The 18,909-nt window shown below is 55.8% G+C and carries 14 protein-coding genes; 4 read left to right on the top strand and 10 right to left on the bottom strand.

The features are described 5' to 3' along the window. Nucleotides 1–95 precede the first annotated feature (95 nt). On the top strand, nt 96–1,823 hold the full coding sequence (locus BLM14_RS05415) for a hypothetical protein (protein WP_237143466.1): 1,728 nt from the start codon (nt 96–98) through the stop codon (nt 1,821–1,823). Between the two features lie 51 nt (nt 1,824–1,874). Here the strand turns inward: BLM14_RS05415 and BLM14_RS05410 are convergent, their stop codons facing one another. The 7 genes from BLM14_RS05410 to BLM14_RS05380 all read right to left on the bottom strand — a co-directional run bounded on the left by BLM14_RS05410 (nt 1,875) and on the right by BLM14_RS05380 (nt 10,693). Then, nucleotides 1,875–3,320 (bottom strand): aspartate aminotransferase family protein, encoded by a 1,446-nt coding sequence (locus BLM14_RS05410; RefSeq protein ID WP_237143465.1) that lies wholly within the window; start codon nt 3,318–3,320, stop codon nt 1,875–1,877. A gap of 13 nt (nt 3,321–3,333) precedes the next feature. Beyond that, a complete protein-coding gene (locus BLM14_RS05405) occupies nt 3,334–4,344 on the bottom strand; it encodes an NAD-dependent epimerase/dehydratase family protein (RefSeq protein WP_099998446.1) in 1,011 nt (336 codons plus the stop codon). 13 nt (nt 4,345–4,357) lie between these two features. Then, nucleotides 4,358–4,786, bottom strand: a complete 429-nt coding sequence (locus BLM14_RS05400; protein WP_099998445.1) for an EamA family transporter — start codon at nt 4,784–4,786, stop codon at nt 4,358–4,360. A gap of 98 nt (nt 4,787–4,884) precedes the next feature. Continuing rightward, the gene (locus BLM14_RS05395) at nt 4,885–6,207 is read right to left on the bottom strand and encodes an FAD-binding oxidoreductase (protein WP_099998444.1); all 1,323 of its coding nucleotides are present in this window, start codon (nt 6,205–6,207) and stop codon (nt 4,885–4,887) included. Further along, nucleotides 6,204–7,643: a UbiA family prenyltransferase gene (locus tag BLM14_RS05390; RefSeq protein WP_165788385.1), complete on the bottom strand. Its 1,440-nt coding sequence runs from the start codon at nt 7,641–7,643 to the stop codon at nt 6,204–6,206. Before BLM14_RS05390 ends, BLM14_RS05395 begins: the two co-directional genes overlap by 4 nt. A 213-nt stretch (nt 7,644–7,856) precedes the next feature. After that, on the bottom strand, nt 7,857–8,120 hold the full coding sequence (locus BLM14_RS05385; protein WP_099998442.1) for a hypothetical protein: 264 nt from the start codon (nt 8,118–8,120) through the stop codon (nt 7,857–7,859). Between the two features lie 119 nt (nt 8,121–8,239). Then, the gene (locus tag BLM14_RS05380) at nt 8,240–10,693 is read right to left on the bottom strand and encodes a mechanosensitive ion channel family protein (RefSeq protein ID WP_099998441.1); all 2,454 of its coding nucleotides are present in this window, start codon (nt 10,691–10,693) and stop codon (nt 8,240–8,242) included. Nucleotides 10,694–11,033: 340 nt separating this feature from the next. Here BLM14_RS05380 and BLM14_RS05375 point away from each other — a divergent pair, with 340 nt between their 5' ends. From BLM14_RS05375 to BLM14_RS05365, 3 genes are read left to right on the top strand one after another with little or no spacing between them, the layout of a single operon-like run. Then, nucleotides 11,034–11,321, top strand: coding sequence for a sarcosine oxidase subunit delta (locus tag BLM14_RS05375; RefSeq protein WP_099998440.1), 288 nt, complete (start codon nt 11,034–11,036; stop codon nt 11,319–11,321). Continuing rightward, nucleotides 11,318–14,305 (top strand): sarcosine oxidase subunit alpha family protein, encoded by a 2,988-nt coding sequence (locus tag BLM14_RS05370; protein WP_099998439.1) that lies wholly within the window; start codon nt 11,318–11,320, stop codon nt 14,303–14,305. The genes BLM14_RS05375 and BLM14_RS05370 overlap by 4 nt, the downstream gene beginning before the upstream one ends. Continuing rightward, nucleotides 14,298–14,885, top strand: a complete 588-nt coding sequence (locus BLM14_RS05365; RefSeq protein WP_099998438.1) for a sarcosine oxidase subunit gamma — start codon at nt 14,298–14,300, stop codon at nt 14,883–14,885. The genes BLM14_RS05370 and BLM14_RS05365 overlap by 8 nt, the downstream gene beginning before the upstream one ends. Before the next feature lie 2 nt (nt 14,886–14,887). Here BLM14_RS05365 and BLM14_RS05360 read toward each other — a convergent pair whose 3' ends face one another. The 3 genes from BLM14_RS05360 to BLM14_RS05350 all read right to left on the bottom strand — a co-directional run bounded on the left by BLM14_RS05360 (nt 14,888) and on the right by BLM14_RS05350 (nt 18,711). Next, nucleotides 14,888–16,099, bottom strand: coding sequence for an NAD(P)/FAD-dependent oxidoreductase (locus BLM14_RS05360; protein WP_099998437.1), 1,212 nt, complete (start codon nt 16,097–16,099; stop codon nt 14,888–14,890). Between the two features lie 69 nt (nt 16,100–16,168). Continuing rightward, nucleotides 16,169–17,485, bottom strand: coding sequence for a guanine deaminase (guaD, locus tag BLM14_RS05355; protein ID WP_099998436.1), 1,317 nt, complete (start codon nt 17,483–17,485; stop codon nt 16,169–16,171). Next, nucleotides 17,482–18,711, bottom strand: a complete 1,230-nt coding sequence (locus tag BLM14_RS05350; RefSeq protein ID WP_099998435.1) for a urate hydroxylase PuuD — start codon at nt 18,709–18,711, stop codon at nt 17,482–17,484. The genes guaD and BLM14_RS05350 overlap by 4 nt, the downstream gene beginning before the upstream one ends. Between the last annotated feature and the right edge of the window lie 198 nt (nt 18,712–18,909).

Genomic DNA, 18,909 nt, shown 5'->3' with positions numbered 1-18,909 from the left:
AGCCGCAGTAAATTCCAGCAGCAGTTTAACGCAATGTGGAGAATTGTGGCCCTAAAGATAGTCTCCACACGTCTTAGAAATTGAAACGAAGAAGCATGTCAGATCTTTCCAGCGGCATCACCAGACCTTACGCCCTGATTTGTTCGCCGCTGGCCTTGCTCGCGCTCGTCCTGATCATTGTTTGCGCTCTGTCATCGTTGCCGCTGATCCTGCCAATCGGCCCGATGTATTGGGACACTTACATCTATCTCGATGCGGCCCAGCGCATAAAGCTTGGTCAAATCCCCGCAGTGGATTTCCTCGCTCCGGTTGGCGCACTGGATTACTACCAGTTCTATTGGCTGCAGACGCTGTTTCCCGGGGGCCAGCCCACCCTTTTGGCGCAGTGGTCCGTACTGATTTCCGCAGCCCCGTTGATGGCCGTGATCATCGCCGCCATCGACAAGCGGAGCCGCAAGATTGCATTTGCAATCCTCGTTCCTTTCCTCATCTTTGCCCTCTGCCCGATCAACACCCAGAGCTTTCATTCCTATCCCGGAGTGAATGGTTTTGGCGTCTACAACCGGCACACTTCGCTACTCCTCTATGTGCTGACAAGCGCCCTCGTCTTTCTCCCAAGCGGCCGCAAGCTCGCCATCATCGCGGCGCTGACGATGCTCGCGCTCTTTTTGACCAAGATCACGGGGTTTCTGGCGGGGGGCCTTATCGGCCTTTTCGCAATTCTCGCGGGCCGGTTCATGTTGCGCCATCTCTTGCTTGCGGCCGGCATCTTCGCCCTGGTGCTCTTGGGACTGGAACTGAACCACGGGATGATATCAGCCTATCTGAAGAGTATTGCGGCACTTGTCGGCATGAATGAAGGCCTCCTTCTTTCTCGCTTCTTGACGGTTTTTTCGATCAAGCTCGACGTTATCCTGGCTGCGGCAGCCCTCATCCTGTTCCTGTACTGGTTGGATCGAGGTGCCCTTCTGAAAAACCTGAACAGCTCGCGTCAGAGCCAAACAACAGAAGGCTTTGCGTCGCTTCTCGATCGGGATTGGCTTTGGATCGGCGTTGTCCTCGTCGCGGGCATTTTCCTCGAAACCCAGAATACGGGCAGTCAGGAGTTCATCTTCCTTTGGCCCGTGCTGCTGGCAATGTTGCTCAAGACTTCTGCGCTGACCGAAAAGCACCGGTTGATCGTCTATTGTCTCGTCGCTTTTACGGCGATCCCGACTGTCACCAAAGTCGTGCACGGCACGCTGCGCTTTGTCGCCGTCGCACCAACCTATGTGGCAGCGCCGGTTACCGACGTCAAAACCATGGGCCTCGTTTCAACCCGTAGAGACGTGATGGATCGTGCCGAGCTGCTGGAGTCCCACTATGCGCAGAACCCGGGCGCCTACCGCCAACTTGCCGAACAGGATCAATTGCCGAGCTGGCAGCTCTATTCCGAGCTCGACTATCAAATGTACTGGATCATCTCCGCAGACCGCGTTGTCAAAGCCATCAAGGAGTTCGAAAGCGATAACGGCGTTCGGCTGAACAACTTGATGACGCTGGACTTCGTCAACCCGTTTCCCTGGATACTGGATCGCGATGCAACCCGAAACATCCAGATCGGCGCAGATCCTTTCCGCACGGTCGGTAGTCTGACAGCAGCAGAGGAAGCGTCTCTTCGCGCAACCGATGGCGTTTTGCGCCCTGGCTGTCCTATAACCAGCGCTCGCATTTTACTGCAGAATGTGTATGAAAAAACCCTCGCTGATCGAACCGTCGTGAAGCTCAATGAGTGCTGGGATTTGCTGCTCAGACCCGATATCAAGCTTTCCGGACAATCCTGACAACAAAAAGCCGGGCAAGAGCCCGGCCTTTTTCTTATGCAGGAAAGGATGCTACTTGACCTGCGCTTTGACGAAGTCCTTGACGATGCGCACGATCCCACGCGAAAGCACTTCATCCAACGCCTTGATGAATTCGTCGACATGTTCCCGGCCGCAAATGAGGGGCGGTTCAAGGCGCACCACATTACGATTATATTCGGTAAAGGCGACGAGCACACCGTGATCGCGCAGAAGATGGCTGCCGATAAAGCCTGGAAGCGAGCCCTTCAGCTTGTCATCGAGCACGGCCAGAACCGGACGCAGCACCACCGGTACTGTCTTGGAGAAATCGTGGAACTCCAGGCCAACCATCAGACCCTTGCCGCGCACATCCTTGATCATCGCCGGATATCTGGCTTTGAGTTCTTCCAGCCTTTGCAACAGATAGTCCCCTGTCGCAGCGGCATTGTCGATCAAATGATCGTCATAAAGAACATTGATCGCTTCGATCGACGTGGCGCAAGCTTCACCGATACCCCCAAAAGTGGCCATGGCATGGATCATCGCCGTCTTCGGCGTGCCATAGGCTTTCATATATACCTCGCGCCGGGCGATCATCGCGCCGACAGCGGCCTTCCCGCCACCAAGCGATTTCGCCAAAGCGGTCACATCCGGGACAACACCCGCATGCTCGAAGGCATAGAATCTGCCAGACCGGCCAAAACCGCATTGGACCTCATCGGCCACCCACAACACGCCGTACTGATCACACAGCGCTCGCAACTTCTGCCAGTATTCATTCGGTGCCTGGATAATGCCACCGCCGCCCTGAATGGTTTCCAGCACGATCACACCGATTTCAGGATCGGAGCGGAAGGCATTTTCAATAGCGTCAATGTCGCCGAAAGGAACACGAACCGTATTGTCGACGAGCTTGAAATCACCGCGATAGAGCTGCCCGTCGGTGATCGACAACACACCCTTGGTCTTGCCGTGAAAGGAATTCTCCGCATAAACGATCTTCGGCTTCTTCGGTCCCGCGGCCCGTTCTGCAACCTTGATCGCAGCTTCCATCGCTTCCGAGCCGGATGAGCCCAGGAACACCATATCGAGGTCGCCCGGTGAACAGGCTGCGAGATTGTACGCAAGTGCACTCGCATATTGCGACATGAAGGCGATGGCAATTTCCTGACGCTTCTCGTCCTGGAATTTCTTGCGCGCCTCGACGATTCGCGGATGATTGTGGCCAAAGGCGAGCGATCCGAACCCGCCGAAGAAATCAAGAATGGCGCGGCCGTTCTGGTCGTAATAGTACATCCCCTCGGCGCGCTCGATCTTCACCTTGTGAAAGCCGAGCAGCTTCATGAAATGCAGCTGGCCGGGATTGAGGTGCTTGGTGAAAATCTCGGTCATGCGCGGCAGCGACATTACCTTGGCGTCTTCGACCGTAAGCAGGTCCGGCTTGCTGATCAGTCCCTGCACAGTCTGGTGCTGCATTGCCGTTGTCACTTTGTTCATCGCCATTCCCCGTTTATTCCGCCGCTATGGACGATGGTTGCTGTACGGTGTTGCCGTCTTTCTTGTTGCGATATTCCTTGTAGGCCGCGATGAGCATGTCCTCGTCGCGATGTTGCGGTACCCAGCCAAGCTGACGTTCCGCTTTCGACACATCCAGCACGCACATCTCGTCCGCAATCAGATACTGCTCCGGATCCATGATCGGCATGTTCGCCCAATCGAAGAAGTCTAGTGTCCGCTTCACCGCCCATGCCGGTGTCGGCAGCAGGATCGATTTTGATCCAGCAAACTTCACGAGATCGCCGAGTAGTTTACGAACAGGCGGCGGGTTAAGCGAACCCAGGTTGTATGCCTCATTCGGCACGCCTGCTTTCCAGGCAGCCCGTGCCGCCTCGGCACAATCGAAGACGGAAATGAACTGATAAGGATTTTTGCCCGAGCCGATCATTGGCACAGGCAGGTTGTAATCGACCAGTTTGAACAGCTTTTCCAGAATGCCAAGGCGACCGGGCCCGATGATCAATCGGGGACGAAACAGTGAAATGTCCATCCCGCGCTTACGCCACTCAGCGGCCAGTTCCTCGGTCTTCAACTTCGACATGCCATACTCACCGAGCGGTGCCGCAGGGTGCTCTTCGGTTTGCGGCCAGACATAGGTGTGGCCGTAAATCATGTCGGTCGTGTAATGGACCAGCTTCCTGGCACCGGCCCTGTCCATCGCACTGATGATGTTTTCAGTACCGAAGTAATTGACCGGAAAGAAGAAATCATGCCGCTTCGCCCGCACTTGCAGGGGTGAAAGCATCTTGGCTGACAGGTTGTACACCATGTCATCAGCCTTGATACCGACAGCAGCAACAGACTTGGGATCGGTGACATCGCATTTCATGAATGTCACGTGGTCGTAGTGCGCCAAATCGCTTTTGACGATATCGGCAACGATAACCTCTTGCCCATCGGCGATCAGCTTTGGCGCGAGATGCCGCCCCACAAAACCATCACCACCAAAAATAATCTGTCTCATTGGTTCAACTCACTCATGACGATGTCGTGGATGCCGGCGGCGTTTGTTCACCCGGCTCGGTCGTTTCATGGCGACCACTCTGGGCGATCAGGATCGTCCCGACCATGATGAAGGCAATTCCGGCGATCTTGTAGGCACCCAGCTCCTCCTTGAAGACCAGCCAGGCAAACAGCGCGACCGCAACATAGGCCAGGCTGAGGAAGGGGTAGGCAAAGGACAAATCGACCTTGGAAAGCACGAAGAGGTGCGACGCCATTGAGATCACAAACATGAATAATCCGGCAAAAACCCAGGGATTGAAAACAATCTGGAATATCCGCTGAATAATGGTGTCCGCACTGAAACTGACCGGCCCCAGTGTGATCATGCCGTATTTGAGCATGACTTGCGCTGCCGCATTGGTCATGACCGTAAACAGGATGAACGGAATATATTTTGTCATGTCAGAACGATCCCTTTAGTCCATTGACCGAATAACAACCTGGCGTTGAGAAGACACCAAGCACATTGTTAAAATTTGAAGCATCCTGCGCATTCGTCCTATTCCTTTTCCGACAGCGCCGTTCGCGCCCAAAAATTGGAAGTGAATGCCGGATCGCGATCCTGTTCCAGTTTCCTCCATGCCGGAAAACCTGCCTTGAAGACTGCAGCACCCATGCGCTGATCCTTGTAAGGATTGACCCTTCCTCCGGCATCGATCGTCATCTGATCAAGACGTTCCAGTAACGCCAGCGTCCGCGCGCCGCGATTGGGAAAATCGACCGTAAGGGTGTAACCGGGCTGTGGGAACGACAAGATTCCGGGTGAGACCACGTTGCCGAAACGCTTGAGCACCGTGAGAAATGAGTTTTGGCCAGCGTCGCGCGTTGCAGCAAGCATTTGCGGTATGACCATTCGGGCCTGTTCTTCAGGGATCACGCTCTGATGTTGGTAGAGACCACCGCGTCCATAAAGTCTGTTCCAATTGGAAACCTGATCAAGCGGGTAAAAGAAGGTCTGGTAGTCGCAAAGATGCGGCTCGTGTTTTCGGCCCTTCAAATGATAATATGCGCCATTGAAAAGCTTTAGGCTCGGATAATTCAATGCTGAGACAGGAAGGTCGAACGGCACGCCAAGCCTGGATTCTTTTGCCCCGACCTCGAAATTTGCGTTATCCGCGTGGTTTCCCGTAATCAGGACACCGCGTCCTGCACTGGTTCCTGCCTGAAGCTGGTCTACCCAGGCAACCGCATATTCGTTGTCATTGTCAGCCTGCGGCGCGAGATCGAAATACTCATCAAGAGTGCCGAAGGCTTGTATCCGTTCCATCACATCAAGCGAAGTGACCTTCATCAACCGGATACTGGCGGAAAGAATGATGCCGGTAAGACCAAGCCCGCCAATGGTCGCAGTGAATAGTCCGGAATTCATCGCTGCCGAGCATGTCACAACGGAACCATCGGATTTCAGCAAGTCAAACCGCTCGACATGACAGCCGAATGTACCGCGGCGATGATGGTTCTTGCCGTGCACGTCATTGGCGATGGCACCGCCGAGAGTGACAAAACGCGTGCCGGGCGTGACCGGCAGGAAGTAGCCAAGTGGCGCAGCGATCGCGATGATTTCTGAAAGCAGGATACCGGCTTCCGCCACCAGCAGACCCGTCCGCGCATCGAACGAGACCAATTGATCGCTGCCGCGCATGTCGACAAGCGTGCCATGATCATTGTGGCAGCTGTCGCCATAGGACTTGCCATTGCCGAACGGCAGAAAGCCACCCGGTTGTGGATGTCCATGCTCGAAGACCTGTCGCACAGCGTCGAGCGACATCGCGGCACGCGCACGCCGATCGATATGCCCGAAACTGTCGTAGGCGGTGATCATGAGCGCATGCCGCCATAAAGGAGCAACGCCGCGCCGATCGCAATCACGATTTGGCTGCGCCAGTCTGAAATAATGAACACGACGGGATCGTCGTGCATCTCGCCGCGATGTGCCAGGATCCAGATACGGATATTCAGGTAAAGCACGATCGGGCAAAGCGGCCAGATCAACCATGGGTAGGAGTAGAGGCTGACGACCGCATCGCTATTGACATAAAGAGCGAGAACCGTCGCGGCAGCAAATGCCGATGCAACACCACATTGTGCAACGACCTCCCGATCGGCTTGCCGGTAGCCCCTGCCCGCAATGCGGTTCTTTTCGACAAGCGTCGTGTTTTGCAGTTCGACGTAACGTTTGACGAGAGCCAGCGAGAGAAAGAAGAACGACGAGAAGGCCAGTAGCCAGAAAGAACCTTCAATCTGGTTGGCTGCGGACCCAGCCAGAATACGCAGCGTATAGAGGCCAGCGAGAGTCAAGACGTCGATCAGCAACATACGCTTCAGCGACAAGGAATAGGCCGTGGTGGCAATGAGATAAAGCACCAGCACCGCAGCGAAAGTCCAGTGCAATTGAGCAGCGAGCAGCCCGGCCAGAATGAGCAGCCCGATCGCCACTTTCAGGCCAAAGGGTATGGAAAATACCCCGCTGGCAAAAGCCCGGTTCCGTTTGCGCGCATGCTGACGATCCAGCGGAAGATCGAACAGATCGTTGATTATGTATATTGCCGATGCGGCCGCCGAGAATGCAAAGAACGCAATGATCGCATTCACAAGGACGGGCAAGACCGTGATCTCATGATTGAGAATTGCAGGCACAAAGATCAGCGTATTCTTCATCCACTGATGCACACGAAGCATCTTGAAGAACGCCTTCCAACTGGTCTTCGGCGCTTCGAACAACCGTGCTGAATGCACGCGTTGCCATTTGGCCGCTGCCCGGTCGGGCGCAACCACAATCGCCTCGCTTGCGGCATTGAACACGGGGACATCCGCCTTGCTGTTTCCCGCATAGGCAAATTTGGCGTCACCAAACGTCTCAAGCAGGAATTTGGTCTTGTGGGTAGACGTAAGATTACGAATCTCGTCGGTCGCATAGACCGCATCGAAAACGCCAAGATGCGCCGCGATACTTTCGGCAAATCTGCGCGCGGCACCCGTTGCGAGCACCAATCGGCGCCCTTTTCCATGCTCCTCGCGCAGATAGGCAATGAATTCGCCTCGATAGGGGAGTATCGCCGGATCGATCGCCACGCGAAGCGATATCTGATGTTTCAGATAGCCCTTTCCCCTCAGCGCCCAGACAGGCAGAAGGAAGATATAGAACATGTTCTGCTTGAGCAGTTGAAAGGTACTTTCCCACAAAAGGTCTGTGGCAATCAACGTGCCATCAAGATCTACTACAAGATCCATAGCCTTGTTATCAGACTGAGCATCCACCACAACACATCCCTAAAGTCATTTTCTCAACTCGTCCGGCAATATTATTGCCTATCAGTCGAGGACTTATCGGGAAAGTAAAAATGAAGAGTGAACCCCGGGAAGAACGGTGATCGATTGTGGAGAAAAGAGTATCGACAGTAAATGAAAAATTAAAAAACCGGCTGAAAATGAATTCAGCCGGTCACTAAAGTTTTTTTGTGCAGCGATAGTTTATTTGATCGAAACCTTGCCGCCCTTGATCTCGACGGTTTCACTGCCGGTCAAAGCTTCACGGTCGCCATTGGGGAAGGTCACAAAGCAGCCGCTGTTGCAGAACTCGACCGTCTCACCCGCGCCAACCTGCAATTCCGTCTTGCTTGAGCCCTCGGTGACAACGAGGGTCTGGGCGCTGGTCTCGTCGTTCTTGACGCTGGCTGCAAACGCCGATCCAGCAGAAATAGCACTCAGAAGAACGGCAACAACAAACTTGTTCATTTCTTACCCGGTGTCTCCACCGCCCCTGTTATCAAGAGCCGACCGCCCTTTTCATTAACAGTTATAGCGGCATCAAACTGAACGGCAACTGAACATACCGTTGTTTTCCGGTGTCTATATCAGGATCTCAACTTCTTCGTTTCCGCGGCCAATTCGGACTTCACCCTGTTGGTCAGCAGCTTGATAATTGCCTCTGCATCGTCAATCTGGAGATTCACATCCTGTTGCGGATGGGGAATTTCGATCCCCTCTTCTTCAAAGCGGTCAATCAGGGTAAAGCGGATGTCATTTTGAACGGTACCGGAATTGGAAAGATCCGCGAGATGCACTCGCATCTCGAACTCCATCGCTGAATTGACGATGGCCTTGAATGCCACAAAGGGTTCTGGATTCTTCAATACGAGCGGGTGACCCCGCGCTATATCCATCAGGATCGCATGGACGCGGCGCGGATCGACCTTGTGCGAAACCGCAATCGGAATATCGACACGTCCAAGCTTGTTGCGATGGGTCCAGTTCCCGACACTTCCGTTGATGAACGAAGAATTTGGAATGATGAGCGATTGCCGTTGGAACGTCTCGACTTCCGTCGCGCGGACGCTGATCTTCTTGACAATACCGCCCACACCGCCGGTTTCGATCCAGTCACCGACCTTGAACGGACGCTCTGCGAGAAGGATAAGGCCGGAAACAAAATTCGAGACGATCGCCTGCATACCGAAACCGATGCCGAGCGACAGACCGCCTGCAACCAGTGCCAGGCTGGAAAGATTGATACCCGCCGCAGAAACACCGATGACACCCGCGATACCGAGTCCCAGATAGCCAACGGCGGTCCGGATCGAATTGCGCACGCCTGAGTCGAGTTTGCCGCGAGCCATGACTCTGTTGTCGAGCCAGCCCTGGAACCAGCGGGTAAAGAAATAGAACAGCGCGAACAGCAAAATACCGATCGCGATGGCGACCAGCGAAATGTTGACCGAGCCAATCTGAAAGCCTGTGGCGATCGTCAGGAACCAGGCCGACATCTCGCTCCACTGGAATCCCCAGAGAAGCAGGATGATCGGAATACCGAACAGGACGACAAACACATTGATGACAATACTTGCCACCAGCCCCAGCTGGTCCAGCATTGTCTCATCCATGCCAAAGCGTGCCTGCACTGCCCGCCCGAGTTTTGTCCCAGCAAGCGCATTCTCATCCGACACCGCCCGAGCTGTCAGGAAACCGAGATACATGGTGACGATCACAGCGCCATTGATGACAATCTGCTGGGATACAAAACGGGCAAATCCGATGTAGCCGAGCAGTGCCGCAATGATGGGGACGAGACCGATCGTGTAGAGGAAAATACGCATGGCCCTGGGCCAGGGTTTGATTTTCCCCGTCTCCTCGTCTTCCAGCGGCTTGAGCAAGGCCATGGCGATAATGAGTAGGCCTACCAGAACGGTAGCGACAAGGCTCTTGGCCACGGTCAATGACAATGGCGACGCAGCAATCTGGTTGATCGTATCAGCAATGTAATCAAGCCCGGTAATGGTTGCCGTAGCCGTGATCAGGACCATCAGGATGCGCCCCGGCCTCGGCGCTACTCGCACCAGACGCCAGTTCGGCGCACCAGGACAAATCACCGCTTGCGCCAGTGCGTGAACGAAATAGACAATGCCTATCACGCAAAAAAGCATATAGAACAGCGAGGCAATATCCGGCCGCAACACATTGAAATAGCCAAGAAAAACATAAGTTGTGGCGAGGAAGACAACGACTGTCAGCGACCGCATGAGCGTCGACCAGAATGCCACAGCCAAACGGCTCAGATAGGATGGTGACTCAACAGCCGCGTCGCGCAGATAAAGGTGCCCCAAGGTCCGTTGACCGCCGATCAGGAGGACAAGCGCCGCAACTGCCGCAAAAAAAGCTGCTGCCAGCATGGATTGCCATTTGAACGAAACGACGAAACGCCACCACGATGAAACCAGTTGGTTCATCGTCTGCAATTCCTGGCCATACGCATCGACGATTTCGCTGCCAAGCGAATAGTTGATGTTCACCCGCTGTGAAAGCGTGTCGGCAAAAAGCTCGCGCCGCGCATCGACAATGGAATCGATCGTCTTGTTGACCTGGATCAACAGATCTTCGGTCTCGCCGAGGACGGCATTGATTTCGGCTTTTTCGGTTGTTAGCCGCATCCGCTCATCCGTGACGACCTGCGCTTCGGGCGGCTGTCCCTGCGCCGGTGGCGGCCCGAGCTGCTCGAGACGTGAATTGATTTCGGTGATACGCGGCCTGAACGAGACGCCGAGCTCCAGCAGCTTCTTTGCAGTTCCTTCCAAATTAAGGCGCAGATCCGCCAATGCTGCGTCGGTATCAGCCTTGTCTTTTTTCTGTTCAAAATCGGCGATTTGCTTCTTCAGCGCATCGATCGCAGGCCGCTGTTCAGCGACGATGCCCGATACCGGAGCTTGCACCTGTTCTGGTGCGGGCGCTTGCGCAGCCGCCATGCGCACTGGGCTAGCCAGAATCAGCACGGCGGCAATCGTCAGAAATATCTGCCGAAGGAAAGGAGAAATCACAGGTTCAAATCCATGTACGACTAGTTTTCATCTATCGACTTGCCTGTTCATGTCGGCACAATCAAGGCACTTTTTGCTTTCGACCGCCCGGAACGAGTCGGCCCAATGATACTGGTCGCCGCTTTCCTGGTGATAGCGCCAGCGATCTGACAATAGCATAGTAAAAGGGTTATCATGATTCATGGGGATAGATCGCTTTCGAAATAACGCCGCTGCCTGCCTTCTATTTGCACCTGTCTTGACCAATTCCAGCACAATCTGTTGACTGGCTCTCCAGGAAACAGACCATTGAACTTACCGTATTTGCCAGTGAAACGATTCGCCTTGAGACAATGAGATCATGATCATCAAATGCCCCTATTGCGGACCACGTGACGTCATTGAGTTCATCTATCAGGGCGATGCGACGCGAAAACGTCCCGAACCAGCATCGGTCGATCATGCTGCCTGGAACGCCTATGTCTACGATCGGGCCAATACGGGCGGCTCGCACCGTGAGTTCTGGTTGCACGGGGGCGGCTGCCGTCAGCATCTTGTCGTCACGCGCGACGTGAGCACCCACGCAATCTCATCGGTTGCATTCGCCCGGGACACATCCGCTATCGCCACAGATGGTGAACGGGCATGACCAGTTCGCGGCTTTCCAGGGGTGGGCGCGTCGATCGCTCCAAGTCGGTCAGATTCACATTTGACGGCAAGGCCTATAGCGGCCATCCCGGAGATACACTCGCCTCGGCGCTGCTTGCCAATGGCATCACACTTTTTGGGCGCTCGTTCAAATATCATCGTCCGCGCGGTGTCTTTGCTGCCGGGAGTGACGAGCCCAACGCCCTCGTCACTGTCTTTACCGGCGATGTGCGCGAGCCCAATGTCCGGGCAACCGAGCTCGAGCTATATGACGGTCTGGTCACGCAAAGCCAGAACCGGTTTCCTTCGCTTGAACACGACTTCATGGCGATCAACCAGCTTGCAGGGCCGTTCCTCTCGGCAGGGTTCTACTACAAGACATTCATGGGACCGGCTATCGGCCCCCTCAGAGGCACTAGCTTCTGGATGTTCTGCGAAAAATTCATTCGGCGTGCAGCCGGGCTCGGCAAGGCCGGCACTGCACCCGATCCCGACCGCTACGAGCGCATGAACGCTTTTTGCGATGTTCTTGTCGTTGGCAGCGGTCCCGCGGGCCTCATCGCAGCGGAAGCCGCTGCAACAACGGGCGCGCGCGTCATTATCGCCGAAGAAAGACCAATCGCAGGGGGGACACTGCTTGCGTCGGGAGAATTGATCGACGGACGCAACCCCGCCGTCTGGGCACGGGAAAAGGCGGCAGCCCTGGCGAACTTGCCGAATGTCCGGTTCCTGACACGCACTTCGGTCTGGGGCTATTATGATGGCAATATTCTGACTGCGGTCGAACATGTTTCCGACTACAAACCAAACCGGACCAAAAGCCAGCCGCGTCAGCGCCATTGGGTCATTCGTACTGGCAAGACCATTCTGGCGACCGGCGCATTCGAGCGCCCGATCGTCTTCCCCGGCAATGATTGCCCCGGCGTGATGCTCGCCGATGCGGTGCGCCGCTATGCAATCGAGTACGGCGTGGCGGCTGGCAACAATGTCACCCTCTTTACCAACAATGACAGCGCTTATGAAGTCGCGCGCACCCTGTCGCTTGCTGGCGTCAATGTTGCGGCGATCGTAGACGTACGCTCCGATGTATCCGGTACTTGCCGTGATATTGCCAGCGTTGCCGGAGCCGAACTGCTCCTTGGTCATGCCGTCACGGGGACGCATGCAGGAAAAACATTGAGTTCAATTACCGTTCAACATTTCAACGCGGAGACCGGCCGGGTGTCCGGCGCGCCGCGTGAAATCAAGACTGACTGTCTTGGCGTTTCGGGAGGCTGGTCTCCAGCCATTCATTTGGCGAGCCAGGCGGGCGGCAAGCCGGATTGGGATGACGATCTGCAAGCGTTCCTGCCACCGGAGCCCAGCCAGAACTGGGTAGCCACGGGTGCGGCAGCGGGTTACATGGACACCGTCAGCGTGCTCTCTGATGGTGCGACCAAGGGTGCGGCCAAGAAAAAGCTGGCCATTCCTCCAGTCGAAGCGCCGATGCTGGATGCCTCTCCCGCGCCTGTCTTCGAGATTGAGCCTCCTGTCAAAACGCAGAAGGCTTTCGTCGATTTCCAGCATGATGTCACTGCGGAAGATATTCGTCTTGCCTATCTCGAAGGCTTTCATTCGGTCGAGCACCTGAAACGCTACACCACCCTCGGCATGGCAACTGACCAGGGGAAAACATCAAATATACCCGGTCTCGCCATCATGGCCGATATACGCGGGATATCGATCCCCGAGGCTGGTACGACGCGGTTTCGCCCGCCCTTTACGCCGGTGTCGCTTGGCGTTCTCGCGGGCGAGCGTTACGGCGATCTGCGTCCGCACAGGCTTACGCCCATGCACGACTGGCACCTGCAAAATCGCGCCAAGACTTATGAGGCAGGCCTTTGGCACCGCCCGATGATCTATGGCAGCCATGGTGAGACCGTCGAACAGGCCTATATCCGCGAGGCGCGGGCTGTCCGTCAGAGCGTCGGCATCGTCGACGTCTCCACACTCGGCAAGATCGATATCCAGGGTCCCGATGCGGCGGAGCTTCTCGACCGCGTCTATACCAACATGTTCTCGACCCTGCCTGTCGGCAAAGCCCGCTATGGTCTGATGCTGCGTGAGGACGGTATCGCCTTTGACGATGGCACGACCTGGCGCCTTGGCGAAACACAGTTCCTCATGACAACCACCACGGCCAATGCCGGAACGGTCATGCAGCATCTGGAGTTTTATCTCGACTGCGTCTGGCCGGACCTGCGCGTGCACCTGACTTCGGTTACGGATGTCTGGGCGGGATCGGCCATATCGGGTCCGAAAGCCCGCGCCGTGCTTGAAGCCTGCGTGACAGGTACAAAGGTTGATAACGGGACGTTGCCTTTCATGGGTATCGTCCATGGCAGGATCGACGACATTCCGGTCATGATCTGCCGCCTCTCCTTCTCCGGAGAACTCGCCTATGAAGTCTATTGCGGTGCCGGGTTCGGCACGCAGGTCTGGGAATCGTTGCTCGCTGCTGGCAAGCCTTTCGACATCCTTCCATACGGGCTTGAGGCACTTGGCACGTTGCGTATCGAAAAGGGCCACGTCACGGGGGCAGAAATCGACGGCAGGACGACGGCCCATGATCTGCATCTTGACTGGATGCTGTCGAAGAAAAAGCCCTATATCGGCTCCGCGATGATCGGCCGCGAGGGCCTTAAGGACGACAACCGGCTTTCGCTTGTCGGCCTGATTTCAATGGATAATCAATCCATCACCGGCGGCAGTCATATCGTGACGGACCCTGTTCCGCGCGAACCAGCCGACAGTTTCGGCCATGTAACGGCAGCCTGCTACTCGCCCGCGCTCGGCAAATATATTGCATTGGCGCTGGTCAAGCACGGAACATCCATGATCGGCAATCGCGCATTCGCGACGGATTTGCTTCGCGACAGGCATTGTGCGGTGGAGATTGTCAGCCATCACATGTTCGATCCAGAAGGGAGCCGGATGCATGGCTGAACGTCAATCCTCAATCGGAAAGGCCTACGTTCCCGGCGATCACGGCAATGCCGCTGCCGGCATTGGCGTGACGCTGCGCGAGCGAAAAGGACTTTCGATCATTCAGGTTACAGCCTGGAGCGATATGGTATCCAGCATGTTGACCGCAATCGGCAGCGCAACAGGGCTTGCACTTCAGAACAAGCCCGGTCTCGGCCGGGTGGCAGGTGAAAAGTCGGTGTTCGGCTTCGCGCCGGGCCGATATTTTGTCGTCAGTGCCACACCTGAACTCGAAACAAGGTTGCGTTCCGCCATTTCGCCGGAACTGGGAACGATGATCGATCTCACCCACGGTCGCACGGTGATACGCGTCAGCGGACCGCGTTCGGAATGGATATTGTCGAAGCTCTTTGCGATCGACTTTTCCGAACATGCCTTTCCCGTTGGCTACGGCCGCGCAACGCTACATCACGACATTCACGCCAATATCCAGCGTATCGATGATGAGACATTCGACCTTTATGTGTTTCGCACCTTTGCGCGATCGTTCTGGTTGACTCTGGGCCATGCCGCCGAGGAAGTGGGCTACCGCGTCGAATAAACCTATTTGAAAGCAAACAAGTCCTCGTCAGGGTCGCCTGTTCCGCGGATCAGGCCGTGGATCAACTGCGCCGCGACCATCGAAAATGTGATCCCGTTGCCGCCATAGCCAAGGACGGCATAGCAACGATGCATTCCCGGCACAGCGCCTATCGATGGCAGACCCGTTGAGCTTGCACCGAAACTGCCCGTCCAGGCATAATCGGCCTCGGCCACAATGCCCGGAAAGAGTTTCTTGAGTTTGGCGAGAATGGCCTTCGTCTTTGCGGGAAGCCTTACATCCCGCTTTTCCTCATCCTCGAATTTCTCGTCTTCGCCGCCCACAATGATCCGCCCGTCGGTTGTCGTGCGCAAATAGAGATAAGGGTCCGAGGCCTCCCAGATCAGACAGCGTTGCGGCCATAAATTTCGCTTCTGCGGCAGGGTTGCAAGCGCCCATGTTGACGTGATGGAGTGGCCTTTTTGCGGAACCTGCTCGGGGATTTCGTAGCCCGTCGCGAAAATCAGGTGCTTGCAGCGAATTTTCTGCCCCGTGGTGGTCACCGCCACAACAGTTCGCTCATTGGATTCGACAGAAGCAATATCGGCGGGCGCAAAAACCTTCGCACCACGTTCCATGGCTTTGCACAAATATCCTATGGCCAACCGCCGCGGATTTGCTTCGATATTGTCGAAACTCATCAATGCGGCGTCGCGGTCGATGTTGAATTCGGCGTTTAGCTCCGCCTTGCTCAGCATTCTCGTTTCGAAACCAGCCCGGCGGCGGGCATTCAGTTCTTTTTGCAAACCCTCTTCGTCAAGAAGATCGCCCGCCAGGTATAACGAATCTCGATTTTCCATCTCGCACTTGATGCCAAGCCGCCTCGTCCGTTCGCGCAGCAGATCGACGGCAAGTTTGGAACGCCGCCATGCGCGTTCGGCATCTTTCTGCCCGATCTTGCGCGCCAGATGATGCAGCGGGACATCGATCTCGAATTGCAGAAGAGCCGTGCTTGCCGGCGTGGAACCCGTAACCGGCAGCCGCCGGTCGAATATCGCAACCTCATATCCGGCTTCGCTCAGGCTTTCCGCCATGAGCGCCCCGCTGATGCCGGCGCCTATGACGGCAACATCGGTCTCAACGTCTTGGATGAGCAGGTTGGTCTTGATGCGAGGCGCCCGTTTGCCAAGCCAGATCGGCTGCCCGGTGCGCAAATCCCGGTGTTGCGTTGTCATGAGCTGTTCCAAATTCGGAGGCATTGACAGTGCCGAACGGCCAATCTCGCCTTTTGGTTCCTTACACCGTCAGCTGGTCAAAGTGCTTTTCGCTGCCCTACCCGCCACGTAAACCTCGGCAATGGCCCTGTCGTCGCCCATTGTCTGCATCAGGAACAGCTCTTCCACCAACGTTTCGACTGTCTCCATGCGAATGCGCATTGCGGGCGTGGCGCGGGCATCCAACACGACGCAATCGGCCTCGGCGCCAGGGACAAACGAGCCAATAGTGCCCTCCAATGACAGTGCCCGCGCATTGCCAAGCGTCACCTGATAGAAGGAGCGCAGGGGATGGTAGCGCTGGCCCTGTATGTTGAGGATTTTGTAGCCCTCATCCAGCGTACGCAGCATGGAATAGGATGTGCCGCCACCTATATCCGTCGCAATCGCCGTCCGGACCGGTGGCTTCGACGCGCGCAGACGTGCAAGATCAAACAGCCCACTACCGATAAAAAGATTGGATGTGGGGCAGAACACCGCGACCGAACCACTATTGGCAATTGCGCCTACTTCCGCATCGGTCAAATGAATGCAGTGCCCAAGCAGTGTCTTTGGCCCGAGCAATCCGTAATGCTCATAGACCTGCGTATAGTCGCGGCTCCACGGAAACAGCTCTGCAACAAAGGCGATTTCGGCTGTGTTTTCGCACAGATGTGTCTGCACGTGCAGGTCGGGATGCTCGCGCACTAGAGTGCCGCTCATTTCAAGCTGTTCCGGCGTCGATGTCGGCGCAAAACGCGGCGTGATCGCATAGAGCTGGCGGCCCTTGCCATGCCACTCACCGATCAGGGCCTTGCTGTCGTCATACCCAGATTGCGCCGTATCAAGCAGGCCTGGCGGCGCGTTGCGGTCCATCATCACCTTGCCCGCCACCATGCGCATATTGCGCCGGTGCGCCTCCGTAAAAAACGCCTGGACCGATGCCTTATGCACGGAGCAGTAGGCCGCTGCCGTCGTGGTTCCATGCCGGATCAACTCGTCGAACAAGGCAGAGGCGATGCGTTCGGGGTGTCCCTGATTGGAAAACTTCTGCTCTTCGACAAAGGTATATTTGTTGAGCCATTCCATCAGCGCGCCGGCATAAGAACCAATAACCTGCATCTGCGGATAATGGATATGGGTATCGATGAAGCCCGGCATGATCAAATGCGGGCGATGATCGATGACCTCGACGTTGCGGCCCTCGCCAGCCCGCAATTGCGCATAGTCACCAGCCACAACGACCTTTCCGTCGCGGATGAGCAAACCGCCCTCCTCGATATAGGTAAATGTCTCCGGGCTCGCCTCGCCGGCGAGTGGTTCATCGTGGAAGGTCAGAATGCGGCCGCGCAATAAAAGCTCTGTCATTGCATGGACTTTCCTGCCATCGCGTCACGATACCATGAGACGATCTGAGCCCGCTCATCATCGGTAATGTGAGTGAGATTGCCCGGCGGCATGGCATGGCTGGCACCGGCCTGAATGTAGATCTCGCTCGCATGCGTCGCAATCAATTCGTCCGTATCGAGGCGGATACCTTTTGGCGGCATCATGATCCCCTCCCAGGACGGTTCCGTCGCGTGGCACATGGAGCAGCGCCCCATCACCGTATCGCGCACCTGCTCGAAATTGGCGGCGGCCAGGAAAGGTTCAGCAGCGCGTGAAACTTTTGCCTCGCCCGTCAAGGCTTTGGGAACTGTCGAAAGCCAGATGATGATGATGAACAGAATAGTGCTGGCCAGCCATGTCCAGTGCGGGTTGCCCGTTCCCGCATGTCTTGAATTGAAGTAATGGCGGATGAGCACGCCGATGATGAATATCAGCGCGGCGATGACCCAGTTGAATTCCGTCGAAGTAGCGAGCGGATAGTGGTTCGACAACATCAAGAAAATGACAGGAAGCGTCAGGTAATTATTGTGTGTCGAACGCTGCTTGGCCTGCTTCCCCAATTTGGGATCGGGTATTTTTCCCGCAATCAGATCGGCGACGACCTTCTTCTGGTTCGGGATGATCAGCAGGAAGACATTGCCCGACATGATCGTCGCGGTAAACGCGCCCAGATGCAGGAATGCAGCACGTCCGGTGAAAAGATGCGTGTAACCCCAAGCCATGAAAACGATCACGGCATACAGGATGATCATCAGCGCCGTATCGTTGGAGGCGAGCGGCGATTTGCACAATAGGTCATAGATCAACCAGCCAAGCGAAATCGATGCGAGCGAGATCAGGATTGCGGTTGGCGTCGAAACGTCCAGAACATTGCGATCGATCAGATAGAGATCGGCGCCCGCATAGTAGACGATGCATAGTAGCACGAAGCCGGACAACCAGGTGAAGTAGGACTCCCATTTGAACCAGATGAGGTGTTCCGGCATGTGCGCCGGCGCGACCATATATTTTTGGATGTGGTAGAAACCACCGCCATGTACCTGCCATTCCTCGCCATTCACGCCTTGCGGAAGGTTCGCATGGCGCCGCAACCCGAGATCGAGCGCGATGAAATAAAATGATGATCCGATCCAGGCGATTGCCGTGATCACATGCAGCCACCGCGCCGCAAAATTCAGCCATTCCCAGAAAATCAGATAATCCATCGAGGCCCCATGCGAGCGATTTACCGTGTCACAATGCGGTTCTTCGCGGGCCGATGCAACGAGGGTCTGTTGGGATTTGAGCCAGGATGAGCCGAAAATGGTATTTTTCGAGCACCAGAGCGCAATGTACATCCTCGTACATGAGCACCGGAAGCGCAGAAAAGTGCCATTTGCAGGCCACTAGGGCGTGAATATCAA

The sequence above is a fragment of the Phyllobacterium zundukense genome (genome assembly GCF_002764115.1).
GTDB lineage: Bacteria > Pseudomonadota > Alphaproteobacteria > Rhizobiales > Rhizobiaceae > Phyllobacterium > Phyllobacterium zundukense.
Note: the sequence above shows the minus strand (reverse complement) of the source record. Positions and strands in the feature narration are given on the sequence as shown.

What these genes read in the sequence shown, in the direction of transcription:
- BLM14_RS05365 (WP_099998438.1), top strand. Translation starts at nt 14,298, where the DNA reads ATGGCTGAACGTCAATCCTCAATCGGAAAGGCCTACGTTCCCGGCGAT.
- BLM14_RS05385 (WP_099998442.1), bottom strand. Translation starts at nt 8,120, where the DNA reads ATGAACAAGTTTGTTGTTGCCGTTCTTCTGAGTGCTATTTCTGCTGGA.
- BLM14_RS05350 (WP_099998435.1), bottom strand. Translation starts at nt 18,711, where the DNA reads ATGGATTATCTGATTTTCTGGGAATGGCTGAATTTTGCGGCGCGGTGG.
- BLM14_RS05395 (WP_099998444.1), bottom strand. Translation starts at nt 6,207, where the DNA reads ATGATCACCGCCTACGACAGTTTCGGGCATATCGATCGGCGTGCGCGT.
- BLM14_RS05370 (WP_099998439.1), top strand. Translation starts at nt 11,318, where the DNA reads ATGACCAGTTCGCGGCTTTCCAGGGGTGGGCGCGTCGATCGCTCCAAG.
- BLM14_RS05405 (WP_099998446.1), bottom strand. Translation starts at nt 4,344, where the DNA reads ATGAGACAGATTATTTTTGGTGGTGATGGTTTTGTGGGGCGGCATCTC.
- BLM14_RS05400 (WP_099998445.1), bottom strand. Translation starts at nt 4,786, where the DNA reads ATGACAAAATATATTCCGTTCATCCTGTTTACGGTCATGACCAATGCG.
- guaD (WP_099998436.1), bottom strand. Translation starts at nt 17,485, where the DNA reads ATGACAGAGCTTTTATTGCGCGGCCGCATTCTGACCTTCCACGATGAA.
- BLM14_RS05360 (WP_099998437.1), bottom strand. Translation starts at nt 16,099, where the DNA reads ATGACAACGCAACACCGGGATTTGCGCACCGGGCAGCCGATCTGGCTT.
- BLM14_RS05410 (WP_237143465.1), bottom strand. Translation starts at nt 3,320, where the DNA reads ATGAACAAAGTGACAACGGCAATGCAGCACCAGACTGTGCAGGGACTG.
- BLM14_RS05415 (WP_237143466.1), top strand. Translation starts at nt 96, where the DNA reads ATGTCAGATCTTTCCAGCGGCATCACCAGACCTTACGCCCTGATTTGT.
- BLM14_RS05375 (WP_099998440.1), top strand. Translation starts at nt 11,034, where the DNA reads ATGATCATCAAATGCCCCTATTGCGGACCACGTGACGTCATTGAGTTC.